The organism is Bradyrhizobium sp. UFLA05-153, from assembly GCF_054185185.1.
In genome coordinates, this window is record NZ_JBBIAM010000002.1 from 206,923 (window position 1) to 225,950 (window position 19,028).

Below are 19,028 nucleotides of genomic sequence, written 5' to 3' on the forward strand. Positions count from 1 at the left end.
GGAGAGGATGAGCAATGGACGAGGTCAGATCTTTCCCATCCGGCCCGCGTGATAGTCACGGACGGCGCGCTCGAGCTCGGCGATAGTGTTCATGACGAAGGGACCATGGCGGACGATGGGAGCGTCGAGCGGGTCGCCGCCAACCAGCAGCAATTCGCTGCTCTCCTGCACCACCACATGGAGCGCATCGCCGGATGCGAGGCGGGCAAGCTGCCCCGGCTCGATGGCGTGGCCGTCGATCGCGACCTGGCCCGTCATGAGGTAGAGCGCGAGCTCATGCGGGCCCGAGGCATCCATGCGCAGCGCACCGCCCGTGCTCAAGCTCGCATGGACGACAAAGGGATTTCCTGAGGTCTGGACCGGGCCGGTGACATCGCCGGTCCGCCCTGCCACAACGCGAACCGTCCCGCGATCCTGCGGCAAAAGCGGAATCTCGTCCGCCTTGACGTGCCTGTAGCTCGGGTCGGCATGCTTCCCGCCCTTTGGCATGTTGATCCACAACTGCACGCCGTGCACGCGCCCACCCGCGCGACGCAGGACTTCGTCCGGTGATTCATCGTGGACGACGCCGCGCCCGGCGCGCATCCATTGCACCTCGCCCGGCCCCATCGTGCTGATGTTGCCGAGGCTGTCCTTGTGAACCGTCCGTCCTTCGAGCAAGAGGCTCAGCGTTTCGATCCCGGCGTGAGGATGGGCCGAGGCGCCTTTGGCTTCGCCGGGGCGCACCTCGATCGGACCGAAATGATCAAGGAAGATGAAGGGACCGATGGCTTCAAAGGCCGACGACGGGATGGCGCGACGAACCTCGAAGCCGTCTCCTTCGTTTGCATGCAGGGCGGCATGAAGCGTCGCGATCTTGCGCTCGCGCACGCGTGTGAGGGTGTTCATTAAGGTGCTCATTGGGGTGTTTTTGGGCGATCTCGTGAACCACTGAACGAGGGATACCTTCCCGCCACTTTCCAGAAAATCATGATAATATAGAAAAGATTGTTCAGGATTTTAGAAATGAAGGTTGGCACCCCGACGATCGATCAGCTCCAGATCCTGGCCACGGTGGTGGACTGCGGCAGCTTCGCCGCCGCCGGGCGCCGCCTGAACCGCGCCACTTCCGCAATCGCTTACGGGATCGACAATCTCGAGCAGCAACTCGGCGTCGCTGTGTTCGATCGCTCGGGGACGAAGAGGCCTGAACTCACCGAAGCCGGCCGAGCGCTGCTCGCCCACGCGCGGTCGGTGCTTCAGGACATGGAGAAGATGCGCGCCAAGGCCGCCAGTCTACGCGAAGGCGAAGAAGCCGAGGTGTCCGTGGTGACCGACGTGATGCTGCCGACGGCCCGCCTCGTCGACGCTCTGCAAGGATTCCAAATTGCCTATCCGACAGTTCAGTTGCGATTGCATGCAGAGGCACTTGGTGCGGTGACCCAGCTCGTGGCCGATGGTACCGCGCGGTTGGGGATCAACGGCGCGATGCATCCGCTTCCGGATGACATGGAGAGGCGGTTGATCGGCCACGTCAGGCTGGTGCCGGTGGCCTCGCCTTCGCATCCGCTGGCACGCGCGCGGCGGCATTCGCCAGGTGATCTACGAAGCGATCTGCGAGAGTACATTCAGCTCGTTTTGAGCGATCGCTCTCCACTGACGCGAGGCCAGGATTTCGGTGTCTTCAGTAGCAAGACATGGCGGCTTGCGGATCTCGGAGTGAAGCACGCCTTGTTGCTGGCCGCCGTAGGCTGGGGCTTGATGCCTGAATTCATGGTCCACGGCGATTTGGAGGCGGGACGCCTGGTCGAATTGGACATCCCGGGCTCGAGGGATGCGCGCTATCCATTACAGGCCATTTGGCGAATGCAAACGCCGCCGGGCCCGGCAACCCAATGGCTGATCGATCGATTGGCAGGCCAGGTTTGAGCGAGAAGCGATTTAGTGATGCTTTGCCGCTCACCTGTCATAAAAGCGATATGCCCCATTTCCACTTAATGGAATGGCTGGAGGAACGCGGGATGGCTTCGGCGCGGCAATATGCCGGTGGCGCAAACGGAAACCGATCGCTAGAGCGCGGCATCGAGATCTTGCGCGCCTTCCGGCCGGGCGTTGATACGCTCGGTAACGGCGAGATCGCCGAGCGCACGGGGCTACCCCGCTCGACCGTCAGCCGTCTCACCAAGACCCTGGTCGCGTTCGGCATGCTCGACGAAGTCCGAAGCGACCGCAACTATCGGCTCGCTGCCGCCGTTCTCAGCCTCGGCCACGCCGTCCGCATGGGATCACCCGTGCTCAAGGTGCTCGGTCCATGGATGCGGGCCGAATCGACGCGGCGCCGACTGAACGTCGGTCTGGCAACGGCTGATCGTGCAATGATGGTCTATCTGGAATCCATTCGCTACAACCCGCGCCCGACGCTGCGCAGCATCGCGGCCGCCAACAGGTGCCGATGGAGTTGACCTCGCTCGGGCGCGCCTATCTTGCCGGCATCGCCGACGCGGAGCGCGACAAGTTGCTTGCGCAATTCAGACGGCGCACCGTCGCCGCCACGAAGGTATTGAACGTTGAGGTACAAAAATCAATCCGCGATGTCGGGCGCCATGGATATTGTGCGGTTTCCTGGCAACCTGGCGTACTCGCCGTCGCCGCTCCTATCGTCCTCGAAGGCTGGCCGGTTTACGTACTCAATATGAGCATGCAAGACATCGAGCCCAGCGATGCGCTGAGCGCAGAGATCGGCGAGTATCTCATGGCGTTCGCGACACGATGCAAGGAGGCACTCGCTGTTTCGAGATAGCATTCGAAGCGAGAATGGACGGGACGGCTTGCCGATGATTTGTCTCTTCCGCTTCCCGTATCAAACCGACACGAGAGCTCCGGTTTCCGCCGCGCGCTTGACCGCGTCGATCACTCTGAGGGTTTTCAGCCCTTCGCGACCGCTCACCACAGGCTCGGCGGTGCCGCGGATAACCCCGCAGAAATTGGCAATCTGCAGACCAAGCGGGTCTTCCGTCTCGTAGCTCAGCCGCTCGCGCTCGATCGGTGCCCACCAGCTGGCCTTGCTTGGATGATGCCATAGGTCGAGCTGCGGAATAGCCAGCGATGCCCTCGTGCCGCCAATCTGGTAACAAATCTCCTTCATATGGCTATAGGCCGGGTTCTCACCAGAAGTGAACTCCCAGCTCCAGGGCGACTGGATGGTATCGGAGACGTTGACCGTTCCCAGCGCACCGGAGGCGAAGTGCAGGATGATCACCGCCGTCTCTTCGACGGCGTTTCCACGCAGTCGATTCGATTGCGCAGCTTGCACCGCGACGATATCCCCACACAAATAGCGCAGCAGGTCGACATCGTGGATGAGATTCAGGAAAACAGGCCCCGCCCCTTTCTCGCGACGCCACGCCACATCGAAATAATCGTCCGGCTTGATCAGCCAGAACATGCCATGCACCGACACGATCTGGCCGAGCCGGCCGCCGTCGATCTCCGCCTTGGCGCGCTGGATCATCGGGTTGTGGCGCGAGATTTCGGGTTCGCCTCTGACGAGGCGCCCCGGAATGACGCGGGCTTCGACCAGGGACTGTGCAGCGACGACGTCATCCGCTAACGACTTCTCGATCAGCGCCGGGATACAAGCAGCGATACAATCCATGCCGTTGGCCACGTGCATCTGATTGGGGGTGGCGACAATAACTCCCTCCGGCCGGTTTTCGGAGAGCATGGTGCCTGAAAGGACGGAAACCAGTCCACCTTCAGCGCAACCGCCAACTCTCGTGCCGCAGGCGCCGGATCGACGATCGACGACAGCATCGCCTCCGGCCGCGCGAGAATGTGTTCGATGTGGCGCTTGCCGATGAGACCCGCTCCCATCACCGACAGCCGGACTGGTGAACTCATACAATGCTATCCCTTGTTCTCATCAAGCAGCTTGGCCACACGACGCAAGCCGAGCAGGTAACCCTGGGTGCCGAAGCCAGCGATGACCCCATCAGCTCGTTTGGAAACAAACGAATGATGGCGGAATTCCTCGCGTTTGTGCACATTGGAAATATGCACCTCGATCACCGTCCCCTCGAACGTGTTTAGAGCATCAAGGATGGCGACCGACGTATGGGTGAAGGCGGCGGGATTCATCACGATACCGGCGGCGGTCTCACGCGCCTCGTGGATCCAGTCGATCAGTTCGTATTCCCTATTGGACTGATGAAAGCGAATCTCCAAGCCAAGCTCTTTGGCTAGAGCTCGACAGTCCCGCTCCACATCCGCAAGCGTCTCGTGGCCATAGATGTGGGGTTGACGCTTGCCGAGCAGATTGAGATTTGGTCCGTTGAGGACGTAGACAAGACGACTCATGAAAACTCCGTTCAGTGATGGGCAAGGATCTCGCCCAGGAACTGCCTGGTGCGGGCGTGCTGTGGATTGCGGAAGAATGCGTCGGGCGCACCTTCTTCGATGATCTGGCCTTCAGCCATGAAGATGACACGATCGGCTACCTGTCGGGCAAAGCCCATTTCGTGGGTGACGCAAATCATGGTCATGCCGTCATTGGCAAGGCCGATCATCGTATCGAGCACCTCCTTGACCATCTCAGGGTCGAGCGCCGAGGTCGGCTCGTCAAACAGCATGACCTTGGGCTGCATGCAGAGCGCACGCGCGATCGCGACGCGCTGTTGCTGGCCGCCCGAGAGCTGGGCTGGATATTTCTCGGCCTGGTCGCCGATGCGGACGCGCTCGAGGTATTTTCGCGCGGTCGCTTCCGCCTCGACCTTGCTGATGCGGCGCGCGCGAATGGGTGCGAGCATGCAATTCTGCAACACCGTCATATGCGGAAAAAGGTTGAAGCTCTGAAACACCATGCCGACGTCCTGACGCACGACATCGATGGCCTTGATGCTGTCGTCCAGCCGATGACCGTTCACCACGATACTGCCCTGCTGGATCGCCTCGAGGCGGTTGATGCAGCGGATCAGCGTCGACTTGCCCGAACCGGACGGACCGCAGAGCACGATCTTCTCGCCCTTGCGCACGGTGAGATCGACGTCGCGGAGCTTGGTACCCGCCGTACCACTTCTGCACGCCCTTCATTTCGATCAGGATCTGGTCCAGCATGGGATTTGGCTCCGCTATCGGACGGCGGCCAACGCGGATGGTGCGTCGGCCGCTCGCGGTGGCTATTGGACGGTGAACGGAACGCCAGGAACCTGCTCCGGGAAGATCGGCACGGGCGCCTTCATCCATTTGGCGTAGAAGCTGGCCAACTTGCCGTTCGTCTTGATCTGGTCGATGAACTTGTTGGCCGTCTCGTTCCACTCCTTGTCTCCGAGACGGGTGCAGGCGCCGTTGTACAGAGCCGTGAAGTGAAGCTTGGGCTCGAACCCAAGTTCGGGCTTTGCGGCGTTCAGACGCTGCGGGTAGAAGCTGTTCGCGCCGACGGCCTGCACCTGACCGGAGAGCAGCGCCTGGATCGTGGCCGCATCATCGTCAAACCGGCGGATTTCGGTGCCCGCGGGAGCGCTATTGGTGACCTGGGTGTCCTGCGTCGAGGACCTCGGAACGCCAATAACGTACTTACCCATGTCGGCATTGCTGTTGATCGGGGTGGCCTGGGCCGCGACAAGCGTAATCTCGTTGGCGACATAGGGCTTGGAATACTGCACCGCTTTCGCGCGCTCGGGCAGCATGGCCATGGTTGCGAACAGAATGTCGACGCGGCCCGTGGTCAGCGCCGGGATACGATTGGCCACCGCCAGCGGGACGAATTCGGCCTTCACGCCGAGAGATTCGGCGAAGGCGCGCCCCATGTCGGCATCGAAACCGTCCTGCTTCCCCGAGCTATCGACATAGCCCCAAGGGGGATTGTCGCCCTGAATGCCGATGACGACGACGCCCTTCTTCTTCACGTCGTCCAGGGTGCCGGCCTGCGATTTGCCTGCGGCGGCGATTGCCCCCAGCATCAGCAGCGCGATGCCAAGCTGGCGATGATTGCGTAAAAACAACATGAAATTCCCTCCTCCTGGTGATGGCTGTGTTGATTGGGCAGGTCCGCCATTCCTACCTTTGATTGGCCAGGGCGAGCCTGGCCTCCATCCGACTGCCCCACCACGACAGTGGCCAGCAGAGGATGAAATACATCGCGCCGACCACACCGAAGACGAGCAACGGCCGGAAGGTCTGGTTCGATACGATTTGACCGGCGCGGGCGAGCTCGATGAAGCCGACGATGGCGGCGAGCGAAGTGCCCTTGATGAGCTGCACCAGATAGCCGATGGTCGCGGGCAGCGAGATGCGGATTGCCTGTGGCAGCACGATATCGCGCATGCGAGACGAATAGTGCAGGCCAAGCGCCATCGCTGCCTCAGTCTGGCCGCGCGGCACGGCCTCGATCGCGCCGCGCCAGATCTCGCCGAGGAAGGCGGAGGCATTCACGGTGAAGCCGATCGCCACCGCGACGAACGCGTCGAGCTTCAGGCCGGTCAGCGCCAATCCGTAATACACGACGAAGAGCTGCAACAGCAGCGGAGTGCCCTGGAATATCCCGATGTAGATGCGGGTGATCCATTCCACGCCCTTGTGACCACAGGTGCGCAGCAAAGCGACGACCAGCCCTGCCGTGCAGCCGCCTGCGAATGCGACCAGCGTCAGCAGCATCGTCCATTGCAGCCCACGCAACAGGAACCCAAGCTCAGGAAGACCAAAATGCGGTGTCATGACCTACCCTCCTCAGCGTGTCGGATATGAGAAGAAGCGGTGAGAGATGACCGCAAAGCCCAGCATCAGCAGCCAGGAGATCGCGAGATAGAGGAAGGTCACCGAGAAATAGACCTCGAAGCTACGGAATGTGTCGCTTTCGATGCGCTGCGCAACCGACGTTAGTTCGTAGGCGGACACAGCCGAACAGATCGACGAGGTCAGCGTCAGCATGATGAACTGACCCGTGAGCGAGGGGTAGATCGCGCGTAGCGCGGGCTTGAGCACGATGAAACGGAACACCTGCCCCTTATGCAGTCCGAGCGCGTAGCCGGCCTCCACCTGTCCTTTATGAATTGACTGGACGCCGCCGCGGATGATCTCGATGGCGTAGGCGCCGCCATTGACACCGAGTGCGATGATCGCGGTCGCGGTTGGATTGAGCTTCAATCCTATTAGCGGCAGGGCGAAGAACAGAAAGAAAATCTGCACCAGGAAAGGCGTATTGCGGACGATCTCGACGAAACCAATCACGATGGCCCGCAGCCAGGCCGCTTTCGAATCGCGTGCCGCGACGCCGGCGACACCGATCACCATCGCGAGCATCATCCCGGCAAGCGCCAGGCCCAACGTGCCCACGCAGCCCCACAGCAGGGCCGGCATCGCGTGCCAAACCACCGAGAAATCGAGCGTGTAGCCCATCTTGCGTTTCCTCTCGGGCGTTGTACGTGCCGCTCGCCCATCGACCTGACGTCACCCTCCCAGGGACGCAAAAGTGGCGAAGAAGACGTCTGGATCGGGTGAGATGCCGGTGAACAGGCGGAATGCTTCGGTGCCCTGGAAGATCGCCATGCCGCCGCCATCGACGGTGCGGCAGCCGAGGGCACGTGCCGCGCGCAGCAGTGCGGTTTCCAGCGGGAAGTAGACGATCTCGGCGACCCACAGGTCGCGACGCAGAAGCTCCGTGGGCAGCGCCGTCCCTGGATATTTATCCATGCCGAGCGGCGTCGCGTTGACAATTCCGTCTGCGGCAGCGACGGCTGCAGCGACATCCTGGCCGAGCCGTAAGCGCCCTTCCGGAAATCGGGGGGACAAGCTATCCACCAAACTCTGCGCCTTGACAAAGTCGACATCGATGATGGTCAGCTCCTGCACGCCCAGCTTCATCAGCGCGAAAGCAACCGCCGCGCCCGCACCGCCCGCACCGATTTGGACGACGCGACCAAGCGATGCACCTTGCATGTTGCGGCGAAAGTTCTCGGCGAAGCCGAACCAGTCGGTGTTGTGGCCGGTCATTCGACCGTTCCTGATGACCACGGTGTTCACGGCACCTAGCGCCTCCGCGTCGGGCGAAAGCTCGTCCAGGAGAGGAAGGATCGCCTGCTTGCAGGGATGGGTCACGTTCAGCCCGTCAAAGCCCATCCGCTTTGCCGCCGTCAGCAATTCCGGCAGCGCTTCGGCACCAAGTTTCAACTCAATCAGGTCAATCTTCTTGTAGAGATAGCGGATGCCAGCGGCGTCAGCGGCCGCTTCATGCATGGGCGGAGTGCGCGACGCGGCGATGCCGCTGCCAATCAGGCCGACGAGAAAGCTGGGCTTTTGATGCATGCTGGGCATCGCCGGTCAGCTCAACGGAACGGTCAGTTCGGCGATAAGCTGAGTCGTGCCCGGTCGAACGCCACGCCACCAGGCAAAAGCTTCCGCGGCCTGCTCGACCAGCATGCCGACGCCATCAGCCAGCTTGGCTACGCCTTCGGCGCGGGCTGCTTGCAGAAAGGGAGTTAGTCCCTTGCCGTAGGCAAGTTCGTAGGCCAGCTCCGCACCGCGGAAGACATTGCCTGGAAGTGGCGGCATCTCACCGCGCAGGCTGGCCGACGTCGCGTTGACCACGACGTCATAGCCCTCGGCAAGATCGGCCAGTTCAGCATAGCCGCTGACAATCAGGGGACCACAGCCGGCGAACTCTTCGGCCAGGGCCACCGCTTTCGACAGCGTCCGGTTGACGAGAACCAGCTCGGACGGCTCCTGGCGCAGGAACGGCAGTAGCGCGCCACGCGCCGCGCCCCCAGCGCCGAGCATCAGGACGCGCCGGCCGGCCATTTTGACGCCGAGATTGACCGTAGTGTCCCGCACGAGGCCGATCCCGTCGAAGTTTTCGCCAATGATCCGATCGGCGTCGAACTTCAGGCAGTTGACGGCGCCCGCTCGTTCGGCGCTCTCTGAAAGCTCGTTTGCGTAGTCGAAGGCATCGAGCTTGAACGGAGCGGTGATGTTCAGCCCCTTGGCGCCCTCTGCTCGGAATTGATCGACCCGTTCGATGAAGCCATTGAGGGGACCCTCGATCGCCTCATAGACAAGGTCCTGTCCCGTCATTCTGGCGAAAGCGCCATGGATGAGAGGTGATTTGCTAAAGCCGATCGGATTGCCAATCACCGCATAGCGATCGCTCATGGCTCACTCCTGCACTGCAGCTTCGTTGTAGAGCACGCCATCTCGCACCATCGCATCGACGACTTCGGCCGACAGGCCAAGCGAGGCGGCAATACGACGGTTGTCCTGGCCGAGCAGTGGTGCTGGCGTGCGCACCGTTGTGTCGCAGTCGGAGAAGCGGAACGGAAGGTTCGGCAGCGTCACCTTGCCGAGCACCGGATGCTCCTGTTCGACCAGCATGCCCCGGGCGTGGATCTGCGGATCCTTCACGACCTCTTCGATGGTCTGCACGGGAGCCGACGGCACTCCTGCCTCCTCAAGTGCCGCAAGACAGGCGTCGCGAGACGGTTGCGACAGCGTCCAGGTGCGCACAATCTCCATCGCTTCAGCATAGTGGACGTTGCGCGCGGCAGGCGTGGTGAAGCGTTCGTCGGATGCCAGCGTGTCTCCCCCGATAAGGCCCGCCAATCGTCGCCACGCATCATCGACTTGCGCCGCTATGACAAGATTGCCGTCCTTTGCCGGAAAGACGCCGTAGACGGTCGAGTCCGGCTGACCGCTCCCGGTCTGCTTCGGCAGGTCGGTACCGCCAGAGAGAAAGTAACGCTGAACCGCATAGTCGTGCATCGAGACCATGCAGTCGTACAGCGCCAGATCGATATGTTGACCACGCCCGGACGACGCGCGGCCGACCAGCGCGGCATTGACGGCAGCCACGCCGTGAATGCCGGTGTACATGTCCGCCAGCGGCATCCGCAGCAGCGGCGGCGCTTCCCCGGGGGAGCCCAACTGCGCCAGCGCGCCAGACATCGCTTCTGCGATCAGGCCGAAGCCCGGACGGTCGGCATAGGGACCGGTGTGGCCATAGGCGGAGACCGAACAATAGATCAGCCTCGGATTCCGCGCCGAGAGCGTCTTGTAACCGAGCCCGAGGCGTTCGAGTGCGCCGGGGCGATAGTTCTCGATGAAGATGTCGGCCGTCTCGACCAGCTTCATCATCATGTCGAGGCCACGCCCGTCCCGCAGATCGATGCACAGGCCCTGCTTACCCATGTTCTGCTGCAGGAAGTAGCCGGATTGTCCGTCCTTGAAATAGCCATGGGCGCGGCCCGCATCGCCTTCCCTGGGGCGCTCCACCTTGATGACTTCCGCGCCCATCGCGGCGAGGCAACGGCCCATGAACGGGCCTGCGAGAAAATGGCTGTAGTCGATGACGCGAATGCCTTTGAGCGGCAGATCTTGTGCGGTCATGCCTGCTCTCCCGCGATGCCGGTCTTCGGGCGCATCGGAATCATCAAGCGGTGCTCGCCGCGCTGCACCACTTCGCCGCGCTGATTGATGAGCTCGGAGGGCAGCACCACGATGCCCCACCCTTCCCGCTTGGTGGCGCGCATCGAACCGACGCGGAACTTCACATGCACGGTATCGCCGAGCTTTATCGGCAGCTTGAAATCCCACGTCCAGCCCAGCGACATTCCCGGAAGGAAGCGGTAGTCGGCACGTGTCTTCAGACCGTCAGCCAGCGACAGACCAAACAACCCGTGCGCGACCCGCGTGCCGAATGGTGTGGTCTTGGCGTATTCCTCGTCGACATGAACAGGCGTGAAGTCACCCGTCAGTTCGGCGTAGGCATTCACCATCGCTTCGGTGACCGTCACCGCGGGGGTGACGCATTCGTCGCCGACCTTGGCATCGTCCCAGTAGCGCTCATCGGTCATGTCGCGTGTTCCTTAGGCCCGTGGATTGATCGCCAGCGCCGCTTCCACGGCACCCGCACTAGCTTGCAAGATTTCGACGTTCAGCCCGCCCGGCAGTTCGAGCCAGTTCGGCCCGGCGGGCAGGGCCTTGGCGCCCCACGCGGCAGCACGGGCGAGCACACCTTCGTAATCGTCGACCATGATGCCGAGATGGGCGAGACGTCCCTCGAGTCCGACAAAGCCAGGATCTTCGATGAGCTGTACGCTTCCGAGCACCCACACCTGACGCGGACGCGCGCCATCGGCGGGTTGCTCGTCGCGAACGGCAAGACCAAGCACCTCACGAAAGAAGTCGACGTGACGGTCAACGTCCGGCACACGGATCGCGACGTGTTCGACATAAGCGCGCGGTAGCGACATCGTCTCAGGCCTTTCCCGGATATTCGCTGCGGGCGTATTCAAGCCCTTTGATCAACGCGACGAGGGTCGAATTGACGGGGGTCGGGACATTGAACTTGCTCCCCCAACGCACGACGGAGCCGTGAATGTAATCAACCTCGGTCAGATTGCCGGACTGCAAGCTCTGCAACATCGAGGTCTTGAACTCGGGCGGTAGCCCAGCTGATGCCATCGTCCAAGCGCGTCGAGGGTCGGTAATCGAGATCTTGACACCGGCGGCTTGCGCAACCGCGATGCTCTCCGAAATCGCGGCCAGCGCACACTCTTCCAGGACAGGCAGTGAATACAGGCCGCCATAGGTCAGCCCGGTAACGGCGGTAATTCCCCCACCGGCGACGTTGATGAACAACTTGTCCCACATCGTGCCCAGGATGTTGTCGCTGAGCAGCGTGAGAATGCCGGCACGATTGAAGGTCTCGGAAATTTGCCGTGCGCGTTCCGTCAAGCGCCCGTCAAGTTCGCCGATGATGGTTTCCTTGCCGACAACTCCGGAGCGAACATGACCAGGGCCCAGCAGCACGCCGCCCACGTAAGTCTTGCCCGCCATGACCCGCTCACGGCCAACTTCTTCCGAAAGGATGTCCTCGTGGCCAAGACCGTTTTGAAGCGACATCACGACCGTATGCGGCCCGATGATCGGCGCAGCGGCGCGGATGGCGTCCCGCGTGTGATAGGATTTGACGAGGACGATGACGAGGTCGGCCTTGACGCCGACCTGGGCCGCGGAAGTGCAGGCGGTGACCGTCACGACGGCGTCGGAGCCACCTTCGAGCATCTGAAGCCCTTGGGCGTTGATCGCGTCAACATGGGCCTGGAACGGATCAATCAGCCAAACCTCGGCACCGCCGCGCGCCAGCGTGCCGCCGATGGTCGAGCCCAAGGCCCCCGCTCCGATAAAGCAGATCCTCATCCGAACGTTTCTCCCGCGCCTTTTTTGGGCGTCGGGGGCGTGGTAGCAGTCAGGCCTTTATTTAGATATGCTATGATTCTTATATCTATTATTGTAGATCGCAATGAAGCACCGGGACCTTTCCGAGACGAACCTGCTGGACCCGCGCCTGCTCCGGCTCTTTGACGCATTGTTCACCACGGGCAGCGTCACCAAAGCAGCCGAAAAGCTCGGTCAAAGTCAGCCAACCGTTTCGATCTGGCTGGCGCGCCTGCGAAAGGAACTGGACGATCCGCTCTTCATCCGATCGGCGGAGGGGATGCTGCCGACGCCGCGCGCCGAGGCTCTCATCGGCACCGCCAGGCAGGCGTTGGAGATGCTGCATCGTCTGGCCGAGCTTCGCCCTGAGTTTGATCCGGCGAGTGCCAAGCGTCGCTTCGTCATCTGCATGACGGACGGCAGCCACATCACGCTCCTGCCAGCCATCCTCGCTCACGTCCGTCGCGTTGCTCCGGGCATCCGCATCGAGGCAGCACAGATCGGCGCCGACACCCCACGGATGCTGCAGTCCGGCGAGGCCGATCTGGCGCTTGGCTACATCTCGGACCTCGACGCCGGACACTTCCAGCAGGCACTCTTCCCGCAGGATTGGATCTGTCTGGCCAACACAAAACATGCCCGGATCCGCGACCGCATCACCGCAAGGGATTTCAGGCGTGAGGCACACGTGCTCATTCGCTCGGGCACAGGACACCAGTTGCTTGCGGCCGCGCTACAGGAGCAGCGGATGGTCCTTGACGTTGCGCTTGAGCTCCCCGGCTTCTTGGGACTACCCGCGATCGTCGGGACGACGGACCTGATCGCTACGCTGCCAAGACACATCGGCGAAACATTGGCTCACTATTACGGACTGCGCGTGCTCGACTGCCCGCTCGCGATCGCCGGTTTTACGGTGAAGCAATATTGGCATGCCCGCTTCCATCACGATCCGGCAAGCCAATGGTTGCGCGACGTATGCTGTGAACTTTTTCAACAGCGGGAAGTGCGGGGCCTACACCGTTCCGGTCGACCAAAGTAAACGAAGGCCGACCGCGGCACGCCATTTCGAAAAGCAATGCTGAAATGCCGTGATTGTCGGCAGTTTGCGTCGCTGCGACTCGTATTGAACGTCTTTCATCACGAGGCTTTTCGCGGTTCAGAGGAGCCAGTCGGCGACTTACCAAATAGTCGATCGTATGAACCTGACTTCGCTTGGTGCGCGTCAGGCCCGACTTCCGGCTCGATCTTCAGATGGCGGAGATGTCCAGCTTCGAGCCATCGACCAGACGCGACAGCCGGAACGGTGTGGGATCGACGCAAGACGTGTCGTTGACGACAAGTTCTGCGGCCAGATAACCGAGCCCCGGACCCAGACCGAAGCCGTGACCCGAGCAGCCCGCCGCGAGGACGAGGCCATCCACCCCATCCACCTGCGACACCACAGGCACTGCGTCCGGCGTGCAATCGACGAAGCCGCCCCAGGCGCTATCGATCTTTATTTCGCCGAGTTGGGGAAAGGTTTTCCGGACACTCTCCACCACTTGGCTCACCAGCCATTTCAAGGGCGGAGGATCCAGCACGCGATTCTGTTCGAAGATCCGATCGTCGTTGGTCAGCAGGGCCGGCATCGAATCCGGCCCCGAAACGAACGATCGGCCGACGCCGAGCCTGACGTTCTTCAAGCGACGCAAGAACTGCGGCATGAATTCCCGGCTGTACCGGATAGCCTGGGGCGTGATTTCGAGGTTCGCCTTGCCGCTGATCGCAAGCGTATAGCTGCCGTCCAGTCGGCGCGTGATCGTGCAGTAGGGTGTGGAGACCGCCTCGCCTATGTTGATTGTCGGGGTGGAACGCAGCGCGGTCTGCCGGATGCTGGCTTGGGGGAAACTGATCCCGAGCGGGCGAAGGAAGCGCGAGGACCAGGCGCCGGCGGCGCACAGCACCGCGCTGGTTCTGATGTAGCCCTTCTCCGTGTGCACACCCGCAATCTTGCCATTGGCAAGGTCGAGCGCCCGCGCGGCGCATCCCTGATGGATCGTGGCGCCCAGAGTTCTGGCCGCTTCGGCGATAGCCGGCGCAGCGAGCGCAGGTTCGGCCTTGCCGTCCCGCTCCGAATAGGTCCCGCCAACCCATCTGTCGCGCGCTTCCGGGACGCGCTCGGCCACCTCCGCCCGGCTCAGCACGCGCGTATCGACATCGTACTCCCTGGCGACCTCGCGCCACTTTTCCCAGCCTGCGAGCACAGCCTCGTCGTGGGTCGCATAGACGAGACCGCAGCGTCGAAATCCGAGATCCCGATTGATATCGCGCGTGAGCTCGTCCCACAGCCGCATGGAGAGCACCGAGAGCGGCAGTTCGCGCCGGTCGCGGTTCTGCTGGCGGCACCAACCCCAGTTTCGGCTCGATTGTTCACAGGCGACGTGGCCTTTCTCGAGCAGCGCCACGGAGAGGCCGCGCTTCGCCAGGTAATAGGCGGCCGTAGAGCCGAGAATGCCGCCGCCGACGACGACGACGTCCGCCTCGGCCGGAAGATGCTCGTCGCTGTGAATGCGCTCGACGTGGGGCGACATATTCCAACGAACCTCGGCTGCCAAGAATGCGGAAGCAAAATTCCGATCAGCCCTTCATCGCATCGTGCGCGCAACAGAATGTGCTGAAATCAGCTAGAACTTCGCAAGATGTTCGGTTTTTGAGCGCTTGAGCGATACGAGCTGCAGGAACCGCTCTTTTACGAGCTCAGCCTCGAACGGCATGTCCCCACGGCCCCTCTGCTGCAGTCGATTGACATGATCGAGCGGCATCCATGGATGTGCCGGGTTCGAGCAGCACGACCTCGCAGATGTCGTCCAGCGCGACAGGGCAATGCTCGACCCCATGGGGGACTACGATGAACTCGCCTTGCTCGATGATCTCTTCCCGATCACGGAACTTCATCAGCAGGCGACCCTTGTGCACCAGGAAGAGTTCGTCACTGCTCCTGTGAAAGCGCCAGGCGAACTCGCCCGCGAACTTGGCGAGCTTGATCTGCATATCGTTGATCTGACCGGCGATCTTGGTAGACCAAGTCTCCTTGAACTGCCCGAACGAGTTGGCCAAGTTCTTCTTGTGGAGTGGCGAGAGATGCCGATTGAGCGCGGCCACGTCACGAATGATGGCGCCGAGCTGACCGGCGACGTCCTTGTCCTCGCCCGGATACTTACCGTCCAGCGCAGCCGTGCCGATGGTGAAGCCGGCAGCTCCCGCGTCCTTCAGGATGGCAATCCGCTCGGGCGTACCAATCGAGCCCGCCACATAGACGGGTTTGGACACCGCCGCGCAGACCGCTTTGATGAGGGCCGGGACGTCCTCCTTGGAGCGATAGGCGAGCAGGTCGAGACCATGCACGCCCTCCCGCGCAGTGAGCGCCTTGGCGCTCTCGACGATCTCCTCAATGCTCCCTTCGAGCACGCTCGGGTGACCCGTGATGCGACCCGGGAAGGGGCAGTATTGAATGCCTGTGCTCGCAAGGATCGGCAGGACGTCGTCAACACGTGTGCCGCCGAGCAAGACATCGACGCCGATTTCGACGGCCGCTTTCGCCGAAAGGATTTCACTCTCCTGGTCGAGTGAAACGACTTCGAGATAGGAGGTCGCGCCGTCTGCCTTGATGGCTTGGTTGAGGACTTTGAGCCGGTCGATCGGCAGGCCGATGTCCTTGAAGCCAACGTGGCGAACGCCAAGGCTCAGGGCGGTCTTGAGCTGTTCCGAGGCGTCCTCGACGGTGCGATCGTTGCGCGTCAGCATGAAGATGAAGCGAAGGCCCATTAGACTACCCTTCCTTGGCTTTAGTTTGCGCGGCGACGAGCCTTCGCGCGTAAGCCAGCGCGGTCTCGAAACTGGCGGCGTCGGCGAGGCCTTGACCTGCAATGTCGAACGCCGTGCCATGGTCAGGGCTTGTACGGACGAACGGCAGGCCGAGCGTGATATTCACACCCTTTTCGAGGCCGAGATATTTCACGGGGATCAGGCCCTGGTCGTGATATTGGGCCACAACCACATCGAAGCGCCCCTTGCGGGCCTGCATGTAGACGGTGTCGCCAGGCCAGGGCCCGCTGGCGTCTATGCCCTCGCCGCGTGCGGCCTCGATCGCGGGACCAATGACCCGGATTTCCTCGTCGCCGAAGAGACCACCTTCGCCGGCATGGGGGTTGAGCCCTGCGACCGCAACGCGCGGCGCCGCGATTCCGAGGGCCTTCCCACCCTCGTTTGCGAGCCGGATCGCCGACATCTGCGCATTGAAGTCCGCTTCGTCGATCGCTTTGCGCAGCGACGTGTGGATCGTGACGAGAACCGTGCGGATGTCGTCGTTGGCCAGCATCATCGCGACGCGCTTCGCACCACCATACTCGGCGAGAATCTCGGTGTGCCCGGGATAAGGAATGCCCGCGCTTGCCATTGCTTCCTTGTTGATCGGAGCGGTGACGATGCCGCTGACTTTGCCGGTTTTGGCTGCCGCGATTGCGGCGACGACGGCGTCGAAGGAAGCTTGGCCGGACATGGCGCTGACGCTCCCGAGCGGAGGCGGCGCGATGATTTGCGTCGCTTCGATGACCTCGATGGACCGCGGCTCAGAGCGCGACTCTTGAGGTTCGGCGATGCGCTTGACCTTGAGGCCGAGACCCAGACGACGGACGATATTCTCCATCACGACCGAGCTGCCGAAGACGACCAAGCTTTGACCGCCTTTGGCCAATGTCTTCGCCACGATCTCCGGGCCGATGCCGGAGGCATCGCCCATGGTGATGGCGAGGGGAGCGATTTGGGGCATCACACAACCTTCTTTTCCGACACCGAGGCGCAGGCGTGGAGCCGCGCGACCGCACGACGCAGCGTGTCGTCGTCGCCAAAGCCGCCCGCCTTCATGGCGATGAGCAGCTCTCGTCCGTTCCCGAGGGACGCGCGGCCAAGCGGAAACCCCGGCTCAAGCTCCTGCAGAATCTCGAACGCAGAGATGTCCAGACTATCGAGGATCGCTTCCATCGTATCCCCGCCAGTGGCTATCACCACGGCGCAACGCTCATCGACCAGCCTTCGAGCCGCAGTCTGCGCAATGTCGCGCAGGATGGAATTGGGGTCGTCCATACGTTCCAGCGGCGCTCGCAACAGGGCAACACCGCGCTCGACCCCGATCCGATCGGCCTGACGATGGCTGCGCGGGTTAGCGCTGCCGACAACAACAAGAATCTCGCTGCCCCTGGTCAGCGTCACGTCAGACGCAACCTGAACCGGCGCAAACCGCTTTGTTAAGGCCAGAGCCATGCCCGGAGAGCCCACCCACAGGATCGACTCCGGATCCGGCAATGCCGCAATCTTTACGTCAAGTTCGTCCTGTGTCGCAGCATCAAGGATGACGACATTGCCGATGGAGGACGGGACGAGCTCAACCAGCCGCGAACGCCGCGCCGGATGCATGGGATCGCGACTATAGCCGGTCTCCGCGACCGGGATGCCATCGACAAGCTGAACGCCGCTGACGGTCGTACGCCCTGCGCCCGGAAACGCAGGTGCGAAGACCACCATCTTGCGACCGCTCGCGGCGAAGGCCGCTTCCATCTCGGCCCTCACATGGCCGCGAAGAGTCGAGTCCACGGTCTTGTAGAGGACATCCCGTGAAGCGAGTTGCTGGGCAAGTTCCGACGCTCGCTGTGCCGCTTGCGATGCTCGAAGCGATCGCGATCCGCTATCGACGGCAAGGATCGTTGCTTCCCGTAGAGGCAGCTGACGTCGGCCGACAACGGCTCGCAGGCCCCGCTGGACAAACGGGGCGGCCCCATCCGCGGCGCTGGTCAAATCGTCGGCAAGAATACCGATTGTGTATTGGCCATTGGTTCGCATGGATCAATTATGCGAACCAAGTCCAGTATAAAAAGCGATAGTTTTTACATCTGATTGGTGACATCATATCACCAATGAAGCGGTCAGAAATACCTTCTTTGGACGACTTACGTGCGTTCGAGACCACGGCGCGCCTCGGGTCGGTCCGCTTTGCCGCCGACAGCCTCGCCTTGACCCACGGGGCGGTGAGCCGCCGTATCACCAAACTGTCCGAAGACCTTGGCTTCAAACTCTTCGAAAAAAGCGGACGTGGCTTGCGCCTCACCGCCGCAGGAGAGGCGCTCAACCTAACGCTCGGCCGGTTCTTCACCGAGTTGGCGACAACCGTTGAAAGCTTGCGTGCTGCCAACGCTCGGCAGAATTCCCTCGTTCTCTCATGCGAGCCTTCAGTGGCTATGCGCTGGCTTATTCCACGACTTGCGAACTTTCAGGCCGTCCATCCCGACATCGCTCTCCATCTCTCTGTCGCCGGCGGCCCTGTCGAGTTTCGCCGCGACCGGATCGATCTCGCCATACGCCGGCTCGACTTTGCGCTTCCAGATTTGTGGCATGTCCGGCGCCTCTTTCCTGAAAAGGTAGGACCGGTCATGAGTCCTCAACTCGCGTCTGCGTTTGCCTCCGGGGAGTACATCGCCCTGGGTTCAAAAACCCGGCGGGACGCCTGGTCGCGCTGGCTTTCCACCCATCCGTCAGTGCGGCGCCCTACGGAGATTCGCTTCTACGATCACCACTTCCTGATCGTTGAAGCCGCATCAGCGGGATTGGGTGTTGCCCTCAGCCCGTGGGTACTTGCTACCGACGATATCGATAGAGGGCGGCTCACCGCACCTGCCGGTTTCGATCCCGACGAAAGCCACTACGGGCTCATTTGGACAGGAGAACCTGAACTGTCGGGGAAAGCACACCATCTTGCTCAATGGCTGCAAGAACAGGTTGGAAATTTCGTTTAAAGCGCGATGCCGCAGCTCTTC

At 62.0% G+C, this 19,028-nt stretch carries 20 protein-coding genes and 2 pseudogenes; 5 read left to right on the forward strand and 17 right to left on the reverse strand.

The window, feature by feature from the left end; genetic code table 11:
• Positions 1-24 precede the first annotated feature (24 nt).
• Positions 25-888 (reverse strand): pirin family protein, encoded by an 864-nt coding sequence (locus Q2941_RS02315; protein WP_458191499.1) that lies wholly within the window; start codon positions 886-888, stop codon positions 25-27.
• A gap of 117 nt (positions 889-1,005) precedes the next feature.
• Between Q2941_RS02315 and Q2941_RS02320 the strand changes: the two genes are divergently transcribed.
• From Q2941_RS02320 to Q2941_RS02330, 3 genes are read left to right on the forward strand one after another with little or no spacing between them, the layout of a single operon-like run.
• The gene (locus tag Q2941_RS02320; protein WP_458191500.1) at positions 1,006-1,908 is read left to right on the forward strand and encodes a LysR family transcriptional regulator; all 903 of its coding nucleotides are present in this window, start codon (positions 1,006-1,008) and stop codon (positions 1,906-1,908) included.
• The gene (locus tag Q2941_RS02325) at positions 1,905-2,441 is read left to right on the forward strand and encodes a helix-turn-helix domain-containing protein (protein ID WP_458191501.1); all 537 of its coding nucleotides are present in this window, start codon (positions 1,905-1,907) and stop codon (positions 2,439-2,441) included. Before Q2941_RS02320 ends, Q2941_RS02325 begins: the two co-directional genes overlap by 4 nt.
• A complete protein-coding gene (locus tag Q2941_RS02330; RefSeq protein WP_458191502.1) occupies positions 2,432-2,779 on the forward strand; it encodes an IclR family transcriptional regulator in 348 nt (115 codons plus the stop codon). Before Q2941_RS02325 ends, Q2941_RS02330 begins: the two co-directional genes overlap by 10 nt.
• A gap of 60 nt (positions 2,780-2,839) precedes the next feature.
• On the opposite strand, the pseudogene Q2941_RS02335 reads toward Q2941_RS02330, so the two are convergent.
• The 12 genes and pseudogenes from Q2941_RS02335 to Q2941_RS02390 form a co-directional block, all read right to left on the reverse strand.
• Positions 2,840-3,879, reverse strand: a pseudogene (locus tag Q2941_RS02335) (Gfo/Idh/MocA family protein).
• 6 nt (positions 3,880-3,885) lie between these two features.
• Entirely contained in the window at positions 3,886-4,335 is a 450-nt protein-coding gene (gene aroQ, locus Q2941_RS02340) for a type II 3-dehydroquinate dehydratase (RefSeq protein WP_458191503.1), read from the reverse strand.
• A gap of 11 nt (positions 4,336-4,346) precedes the next feature.
• A pseudogene (locus Q2941_RS02345) lies at positions 4,347-5,091 on the reverse strand (amino acid ABC transporter ATP-binding protein).
• A gap of 62 nt (positions 5,092-5,153) precedes the next feature.
• Positions 5,154-5,981: a transporter substrate-binding domain-containing protein gene (locus tag Q2941_RS02350; protein ID WP_458191504.1), complete on the reverse strand. Its 828-nt coding sequence runs from the start codon at positions 5,979-5,981 to the stop codon at positions 5,154-5,156.
• Positions 5,982-6,033: 52 nt separating this feature from the next.
• Positions 6,034-6,690: an amino acid ABC transporter permease gene (locus Q2941_RS02355; protein WP_458191505.1), complete on the reverse strand. Its 657-nt coding sequence runs from the start codon at positions 6,688-6,690 to the stop codon at positions 6,034-6,036.
• A 12-nt stretch (positions 6,691-6,702) separates the two neighbouring features.
• Positions 6,703-7,371 (reverse strand): amino acid ABC transporter permease, encoded by a 669-nt coding sequence (locus tag Q2941_RS02360; protein ID WP_458191506.1) that lies wholly within the window; start codon positions 7,369-7,371, stop codon positions 6,703-6,705.
• Between the two features lie 51 nt (positions 7,372-7,422).
• Positions 7,423-8,277, reverse strand: coding sequence for a shikimate dehydrogenase (locus Q2941_RS02365; RefSeq protein ID WP_458191507.1), 855 nt, complete (start codon positions 8,275-8,277; stop codon positions 7,423-7,425).
• A 15-nt stretch (positions 8,278-8,292) separates the two neighbouring features.
• Positions 8,293-9,120, reverse strand: coding sequence for a shikimate dehydrogenase (gene aroE, locus Q2941_RS02370; protein WP_458191508.1), 828 nt, complete (start codon positions 9,118-9,120; stop codon positions 8,293-8,295).
• Between the two features lie 3 nt (positions 9,121-9,123).
• Complete coding sequence (locus Q2941_RS02375) at positions 9,124-10,350, reverse strand: CaiB/BaiF CoA transferase family protein (protein ID WP_458191509.1); 1,227 nt, start codon at positions 10,348-10,350, stop codon at positions 9,124-9,126.
• Positions 10,347-10,817, reverse strand: coding sequence for a MaoC family dehydratase (locus tag Q2941_RS02380; protein ID WP_458191510.1), 471 nt, complete (start codon positions 10,815-10,817; stop codon positions 10,347-10,349). Before Q2941_RS02380 ends, Q2941_RS02375 begins: the two co-directional genes overlap by 4 nt.
• A gap of 12 nt (positions 10,818-10,829) precedes the next feature.
• A complete protein-coding gene (locus tag Q2941_RS02385) occupies positions 10,830-11,216 on the reverse strand; it encodes a VOC family protein (RefSeq protein WP_458191511.1) in 387 nt (128 codons plus the stop codon).
• A gap of 4 nt (positions 11,217-11,220) precedes the next feature.
• Positions 11,221-12,165 carry a ketopantoate reductase family protein gene (locus tag Q2941_RS02390; RefSeq protein ID WP_458191512.1) on the reverse strand — a complete coding sequence of 315 codons (945 nt, stop codon included), beginning with the start codon at positions 12,163-12,165 and terminating at the stop codon, positions 11,221-11,223.
• 103 nt (positions 12,166-12,268) lie between these two features.
• Between Q2941_RS02390 and Q2941_RS02395 the strand changes: the two genes are divergently transcribed.
• Positions 12,269-13,222, forward strand: a complete 954-nt coding sequence (locus tag Q2941_RS02395; protein ID WP_458191513.1) for a LysR family transcriptional regulator — start codon at positions 12,269-12,271, stop codon at positions 13,220-13,222.
• Between the two features lie 208 nt (positions 13,223-13,430).
• Here the strand turns inward: Q2941_RS02395 and Q2941_RS02400 are convergent, their stop codons facing one another.
• The 4 genes from Q2941_RS02400 to Q2941_RS02415 all read right to left on the reverse strand — a co-directional run bounded on the left by Q2941_RS02400 (position 13,431) and on the right by Q2941_RS02415 (position 18,057).
• Positions 13,431-14,753 carry an NAD(P)/FAD-dependent oxidoreductase gene (locus Q2941_RS02400; protein WP_458191514.1) on the reverse strand — a complete coding sequence of 441 codons (1,323 nt, stop codon included), beginning with the start codon at positions 14,751-14,753 and terminating at the stop codon, positions 13,431-13,433.
• A 166-nt stretch (positions 14,754-14,919) separates the two neighbouring features.
• The gene (locus Q2941_RS02405) at positions 14,920-15,987 is read right to left on the reverse strand and encodes a cupin domain-containing protein (protein ID WP_458191515.1); all 1,068 of its coding nucleotides are present in this window, start codon (positions 15,985-15,987) and stop codon (positions 14,920-14,922) included.
• A gap of 4 nt (positions 15,988-15,991) precedes the next feature.
• Positions 15,992-16,990 carry a 4-hydroxythreonine-4-phosphate dehydrogenase PdxA gene (pdxA, locus tag Q2941_RS02410; protein WP_458191516.1) on the reverse strand — a complete coding sequence of 333 codons (999 nt, stop codon included), beginning with the start codon at positions 16,988-16,990 and terminating at the stop codon, positions 15,992-15,994.
• The gene (locus tag Q2941_RS02415) at positions 16,990-18,057 is read right to left on the reverse strand and encodes a four-carbon acid sugar kinase family protein (RefSeq protein WP_458191517.1); all 1,068 of its coding nucleotides are present in this window, start codon (positions 18,055-18,057) and stop codon (positions 16,990-16,992) included. The genes pdxA and Q2941_RS02415 overlap by 1 nt, the downstream gene beginning before the upstream one ends.
• Positions 18,058-18,155: 98 nt before the next feature.
• Between Q2941_RS02415 and Q2941_RS02420 the strand changes: the two genes are divergently transcribed.
• The gene (locus Q2941_RS02420) at positions 18,156-19,007 is read left to right on the forward strand and encodes a LysR family transcriptional regulator (RefSeq protein ID WP_458191518.1); all 852 of its coding nucleotides are present in this window, start codon (positions 18,156-18,158) and stop codon (positions 19,005-19,007) included.
• The last annotated feature ends 21 nt before the right edge of the window (positions 19,008-19,028 follow it).